Raw genomic sequence first — 5,737 nt, forward strand, 5'->3', positions numbered from 1 at the left:
CACAGGTCCTGCTCCGCCTTGTCCGCCTGGACCTGCCGGTAGACCAGGAGACCACCCGCGGCGACCAGGGCGAGCAGGAGCAGCTTCTTCATGGCAACCGGCCCTCTCATTGGAGTTCGAAACGGCCTGTCCGTTCCCGACAGTTCCCGTGCGGATTGAGGATAACAGCCGCGCGGCGCCCGGTCGCATATCGGTGCTATCAGCACGGTGGAGCAGCGTGTAGCGCCGGTTTCGCGTGTGCGGTGCGCGTCCGGGTATCAGCCGAGCAGCCAGAATGGTGCACTGCCGGGCAGGCGGTGCCAAGACGAGGCGGTGATCGCGATGGCCCGGTCGAACGATGAGGTCGAGGCCGCGCTCGTGGAGTACGCCGACCTGCTGACGATCACGGGCGGCGACCTATTCAAGGCCCGCGCCTACGAGAGAGCGGCGCGAGCAGTGGCCGGCTACCGCGGGGACGTGGGCTCGCTGGACACCAAGAGCCTGCAGAAGTTGCCCGGCATCGGGCGGTCGATCGCGGAGAAGATCGTCGAGTTCTGTCATACGGGCACCATCCAGGCGCTGGAGGAGCAGCGCGCGCAGATTCCCGCCGGGGTACGGCAGATGGTCGATATCCCGACGCTCGGGCCGAAGAAGGCGCTGACGCTGCATCGGGAGCTCGGCGTCGCCTCGATCGAGGAACTGGTCGACGCGGTCCAGGCCGGCCGACTCGATGGGCTGCGCGGGTTCGGGCCGAAGACCGGTGAGAACATCCTGCGCGGCGTGGCCTTGCTGCAACAGTCCGAGGGGCGAGTGCAGCTCGACGTGGCGACCGCGGTGGCTGAGCGGATTCTCGGCGAGCTGTCGGCGGTGACCGGCTGCGAGCGCTGTACCTACGCTGGGTCTCTGCGCCGCTTCCGGGAGACCGTCGGCGACATCGACATCCTGGCCGCGTCGTCGGACCCGGTACCGATCATGCGTGCCCTGACCAAGCTGCCCGACGCCGCCGAAGTGATCGCACGCGGCGAGAAGAAGACCTCCATCCGCACCAGTTCCGGCTTGCAGGTTGATCTGCGGGTCATCCCGCCCGAGTCGTGGGGCGCGGCGCTGCAGTACTTCACCGGCTCGAAAGCGCACAACGTCCGGGTTCGCGAGATCGCCGTGCGCGCCGGGCTCAAGCTCTCCGAATACGGCCTGTTCGAGGCCGAGAGCGGGAAACTGATCGTGTCGGCGACCGAGGAGGAGCTTTACGCGCGGCTCGGCATGGCTTGGGTTCCCCCGCCGCTGCGCGAGGACCGCGGCGAGATCGAGGCAGCCCGCGACGGAACGCTGCCCGATCTTGTGACGGACGCAGATATTCGCGGCGACCTACACACGCACACCAACCTCACCGACGGCGTCTCGTCATTGGAGGACATGGTCAGGGCCGCAGCCGCGCGTGGTTATTCGTACTATGCGATCACCGATCATGCGCCGAACCTGGTAATGCAGCGCATGACGGACGAGAAGATCCTTGCCCAGCGCGAGCAGGTGCGGCAGCTGGACGGCAAGTACCGGCGGATGACTCTGCTGCACGGCGCCGAACTCAACATTGATCCGGACGGCGAGGTGGACTGGCCGGATGACTTCCTGGCCGGCTTCGACGTGTGCGTCGCTTCCGTGCACTCGCATTTCAACTTGTCGCGCGCGCAGATGACCCGGCGGCTGGTGCGCGCTTGCGAGAACCCGCACGTCAACGTGATCGGGCACCCGACGACGCGGATGCTGGGACACCGGGCCGGCGTCGATGCGGACTGGGACGAGGTGTTCCGGGCCGCCGCGCGCACCGGCACGGCGCTGGAGGTGAACGGCTTGCCGGATCGGATCGACCTGCGAGACGAGGACATCCTGGCTGCGCGGCGCTTCGGAGTGAAGTTCGCCATCGACAGCGATGCGCACGCGACCGCGAACCTCGGCCTCATCCGCTACGGCGTCGGCACCGCACAGCGCGGCTGGCTCACGCAGGCGGACGTGATCAACACTTGGCCGCTGCGGGACCTTCGGACGTTCCTAAGAAGCCGGGCGGATCGTCTCGGCAAACGGCGTGATGGCTGTTCGATTCGGCGGGGCTCGACCTGAAGCCGCTCTTGCTGCCGCTACCGCCGCCGGCTGACCGGTCACCACGGGTTCGCCCACGGGAAGATCGACGGAGCCAGCGGAGCGGTCTCGTCGAGGTCGATGTCAGGCGCGCGGCTGACCGGTATACCGAGGCGTGCCGCGTACTCGTCACGCTCGGCCCGGATCCGGATCGCCTCGCGTTCCGCGGCGAGCCTGGCTGCGTGAAGGTGGCGGGCTCTCAGTCTGCTGCCGATCGCGAGAGCAAGACCGATGGCGAACACCAGCGTGAGAGCGATTCCGGCGAGGAACGCCTGGGGAGTGCTCAACCTGCCCAGGTCGAACCCGAACAACGAGACCGAGTAATCGGAGCCGTCCGCCGAGTTCTGCATCAGGAGCAACCCGGCGAACGCTCCGGCGGCACCGAACAAGATCAAACCCAGAAGGAGCATCGCGCTCATCTCCTCCGGCTGAGATAGATGAAGGTGTTTATCCGCTCCGGCCACCGCGAAACGTGACGCGGCGCGAAGACCACCTCAACGGACGCGGCGGCGCACTGTCCGGAGCAGGGCCTAGCGTGGCGTCCATGACTGAGTTCCGCGAGCAGGACCTCTCTGGCGCGCAGATCCGCGGCGCATTGCTCCGCGGGATCCGTATGCGCGGCGTCGAGCTGATCGACGTCGAGATCAGCGGCGAACTGCAGAACGTCATCGTGAACGGCGTCGACATCGCGCCCCTCATCGACGCTGAACTCAACCGCCGGATGCCCGAGCGAGCAAAGATGCGCCCGGACAGCGGCGACGGGTTCCGTGAGGCCTGGTCGATCCTGGAGCGACTGTGGGAGGGCACTCTCGCTCGAGCGAGGCGACTGCCCGAAGCATTGCTGCATGAGAGCGTCGACGACGAGTGGTCGTTCATCCAGACGCTGCGACACCTCAACTTCGCCAGCGCCGCCTGGGTTGAGCGCATGGTCCTTGGCAAGGCTTCGCCCTGGCATCCGCTCGATTTGCCGTGGGACGAGGCGCCCGGTTGGGAAGGCATCCCGTGGGACAGGGAAGCACGACCTCCACTCGATGAAGTGCTTGCGGTACGCCGCGAACGACAGTCCACGGTCCGGGCCGTCGTGGGATCGCTTACCGACACACAGCTCGCTTCAACGGTCACGCGCACGGAGCCGGGTTGGCCGCAGCTTGAGGACTTTCCGGTGCAGGAGTGCCTTCACATCGTGCTCAATGAGGAGTGGGAGCACCGGCTCTACGCGGAGCGAGACCTGACCGCGCTCGAAGAATTTGCGTAGTCAAGCGCGCGCAGGAGCGGAGCTGTGTGCAGGCGTGGGGGAAGGCCGGGTAGACGTCGTGGGCTGAGAACGAATCAGGCCACCGGAAAACGGTGGCCTGATTTGGGGAATCACGGTGGACCTAGGAGGACTTGAACCTCCGACCTCTTCCTTATCAGGGAAGCGCTCTAACCGACTGAGCTATAGGTCCATCGCGCCCTACCGCGACGTGGCGCGGGCGCTAGAGCAGGTTACCGCATCGAGCGGGCCGCCCCAAAACGGGATTAGCCGCGGCCGGGGCCGGTCACTGGTCCTCGGCGAGGGTGACCTCAAAGCCGCCGACGAAGCCCGCCGCGAGGTTGTAAAGGTACGCGCCGAGCGTGGCCAGCGCGGTGGCCAGCACCACGTCCACCAGCGCGATGATCATCATGTAGCCCTCGACATGGCCGAAGGACAGGAAGCTGGACAGGTTGAACGAGCTCGTGCCGGTGGTGGTGCCGCTGCTGGTGAGGTCGCCGACGGTCTTGTTCAGCGAGCTGAAGACGCCGAGGGCGTTGAGCACGTTCCACACGACCGCCGTGCCGACGATGGTGACGATGCCCATCGCGATGGAGAGCACGAACGAGACCTTCATGACCGACCACGGGTCGACGCGGGCCACGCGCAGGCGCGCCTTGCGGACGCGGGCCTGCGGGGAAACCGGCCCGCCGGGGCCATCGGCGGTGCGGTTCTGCCGCGATTCCTGGGTGGCGTTGCCGAGCGCCGCGCCGACGCGGGCGAACGAGCGGCCAGCGCCGGAGAGCGCGCCGCGAACGCCTTCGGTCGGACCGGTGAGACCGGGGCGACGGCTGTCCGGGCCGTCGGCGGCCGGTTGGAACTGGTTGGTCCCGCCGTTCGAACCGGAACTGCTGCCAGCGCCGACACCGGCGCCAACGCCAGCGGTGACCGGGGTCGGCACGGGGGCCGCGGCGGGGAACGGGGGAGCGGCCGTAGCGGCGTGGGCCTGCGGCGCGGCCGAGTGCACAGCGGACGGGCTGTCGCCGTAGCTGCGGCTGCCCGAGGGCCGCCCGTCTATCGGGTTCGAGCTCTCACTCACGGTCGTCTCCAGGGCCCCTACATCGAAGTTGCTCATCGTCTGCTGGTGCGTGGCCCCTGCTAGAGGCCACAAGCCCCAGGCTCTATACCCGGGACGGCGAGTCCGACTCGCCGCCCCGGCTCGCTCCTGGTTACTACGCCTCGTCGGGGGTGGTCGGTTCCGCTCCGGATACGGTACCCCGGTCATCCGCCGCCTGCTCCGCGTCGTCCACGGCCGTGGTCTCGGGTTCGAGCGACGTATCACCCACGGTGGCAGCCTCGCCGGGCTCGACTTCGCCAGCCTCGACCTCGCCGTTTTCCGATTCCGCGATGTCGGCTTCAGCGGTGTCCGAATCGGCGTTGCGCGCGATGCCGATGACCGCGTCCTTCTTGCCGACATGAATGAGCTGCACACCCATCGTGTCGCGGCCGGTTTCGCGCAGACCGGAGACGTTGGTGCGGATCACCCCGCCGCCCGCGGTGATCGCCAGCACCTCGTCGTTTTCCTCGACGATGAGCGCGCCGACCAGATCGCCGCGCTCGTCCACGGTCTTGGCCGCGATCACGCCGAGGCCGCCGCGGCCGCGCACCGGGTACCGCTCGACCGCCGTGCGCTTGCCGAAGCCGCGATCGGTGGCGGTGAAGACGAAGGTACCTTCCTTCACCACATTCATCGACAGCAGTTCGTCGTCCTCGCGGAAGCGCATGCCGATCACACCGGAAGTGGCCCGGCCCATCGGGCGCAGCGACTCGTCGGAGGCGGGGAAGCGGATCGCCTGTGCCTTCTTGCTCACCAGCAGTAGATCGTTCTCCGGGGAGACCAGCTCGGCCGCGATCAGCTCGTCGTCCTCGCGCAGGTTGATCGCGATCACGCCGCCGGAACGCGGGGAGTCGTAATCCTTGAGCGCGGTCTTCTTCACCAGGCCACGCTTGGTCGCCAGCACCAGGTATGGCGCCACCTCGTAGTCGCGCAGGTCGAGCACCTGGGCGATGGTCTCGTCCGGCTGGAAGGCCAGGACGTTGGCCACGTGCTGGCCGCGCGCGTCACGTCCGGAGTCCGGCAGCTCGTACGCCTTGGCCCGGTAGACCCGGCCCTTGTTGGTGAAGAACAGGATCCAGTGGTGCGTGGTCGTGGTGAAGAAGTGGTCGACGATGTCGTCCTGCTTGAGCTGGGCGCCGCGCACGCCCTTGCCGCCGCGCTTCTGCGAGCGGTACAGGTCGGTCTTGGTGCGCTTGGCGTAGCCGCCGCGGGTGATGGTGATGACGATGTCTTCTTCGGGGATCAGGTCCTCGATGGACATGTCGCCCTCGTAGGGC

6 protein-coding genes and 1 tRNA gene are annotated in these 5,737 nt (G+C 67.6%); 2 read left to right on the forward strand and 5 right to left on the reverse strand.

From position 1 onward, the window contains the following. The coding region (locus VN779_RS01200) for a DLW-39 family protein (RefSeq protein WP_325719266.1) at nt 1–92 on the reverse strand (92 nt) is incomplete at its 3' end. Between the two features lie 229 nt (nt 93–321). Between VN779_RS01200 and polX the strand changes: the two genes are divergently transcribed. Beyond that, the gene (gene polX, locus VN779_RS01205; RefSeq protein ID WP_325719256.1) at nt 322–2,094 is read left to right on the forward strand and encodes a DNA polymerase/3'-5' exonuclease PolX; all 1,773 of its coding nucleotides are present in this window, start codon (nt 322–324) and stop codon (nt 2,092–2,094) included. A 38-nt stretch (nt 2,095–2,132) separates the two neighbouring features. Here the strand turns inward: polX and VN779_RS01210 are convergent, their stop codons facing one another. Continuing rightward, nucleotides 2,133–2,522: a hypothetical protein gene (locus tag VN779_RS01210; protein ID WP_325719258.1), complete on the reverse strand. Its 390-nt coding sequence runs from the start codon at nt 2,520–2,522 to the stop codon at nt 2,133–2,135. A gap of 134 nt (nt 2,523–2,656) precedes the next feature. Between VN779_RS01210 and VN779_RS01215 the strand changes: the two genes are divergently transcribed. After that, nucleotides 2,657–3,367 (forward strand): DinB family protein, encoded by a 711-nt coding sequence (locus VN779_RS01215; RefSeq protein ID WP_325719260.1) that lies wholly within the window; start codon nt 2,657–2,659, stop codon nt 3,365–3,367. A 116-nt stretch (nt 3,368–3,483) separates the two neighbouring features. Here the strand turns inward: VN779_RS01215 and VN779_RS01220 are convergent. The 3 genes from VN779_RS01220 to VN779_RS01230 form a co-directional block, all read right to left on the reverse strand. Beyond that, nucleotides 3,484–3,557: transfer RNA gene (locus tag VN779_RS01220), tRNA-Ile, on the reverse strand. Nucleotides 3,558–3,650: 93 nt separating this feature from the next. Beyond that, a complete protein-coding gene (locus VN779_RS01225; RefSeq protein WP_325719262.1) occupies nt 3,651–4,442 on the reverse strand; it encodes a DUF3566 domain-containing protein in 792 nt (263 codons plus the stop codon). A 133-nt stretch (nt 4,443–4,575) separates the two neighbouring features. Next, nucleotides 4,576–5,737 (reverse strand): DNA gyrase C-terminal beta-propeller domain-containing protein (locus tag VN779_RS01230; RefSeq protein WP_325719264.1); only part of this gene is annotated, 1,162 nt, incomplete at its 5' end.

The sequence above is a fragment of the Actinocrinis sp. genome, assembly GCF_035605935.1.
Lineage (GTDB): Bacteria > Actinomycetota > Actinomycetes > Streptomycetales > Catenulisporaceae > Actinocrinis.

Coding starts and splice junctions, on each gene's coding strand:
- VN779_RS01210 (WP_325719258.1), bottom strand. CDS start 2,522: ATGCTCCTTCTGGGTTTGATCTTGTTCGGTGCCGCCGGAGCGTTCGCC.
- polX (WP_325719256.1), top strand. CDS start 322: ATGGCCCGGTCGAACGATGAGGTCGAGGCCGCGCTCGTGGAGTACGCC.
- VN779_RS01215 (WP_325719260.1), top strand. CDS start 2,657: ATGACTGAGTTCCGCGAGCAGGACCTCTCTGGCGCGCAGATCCGCGGC.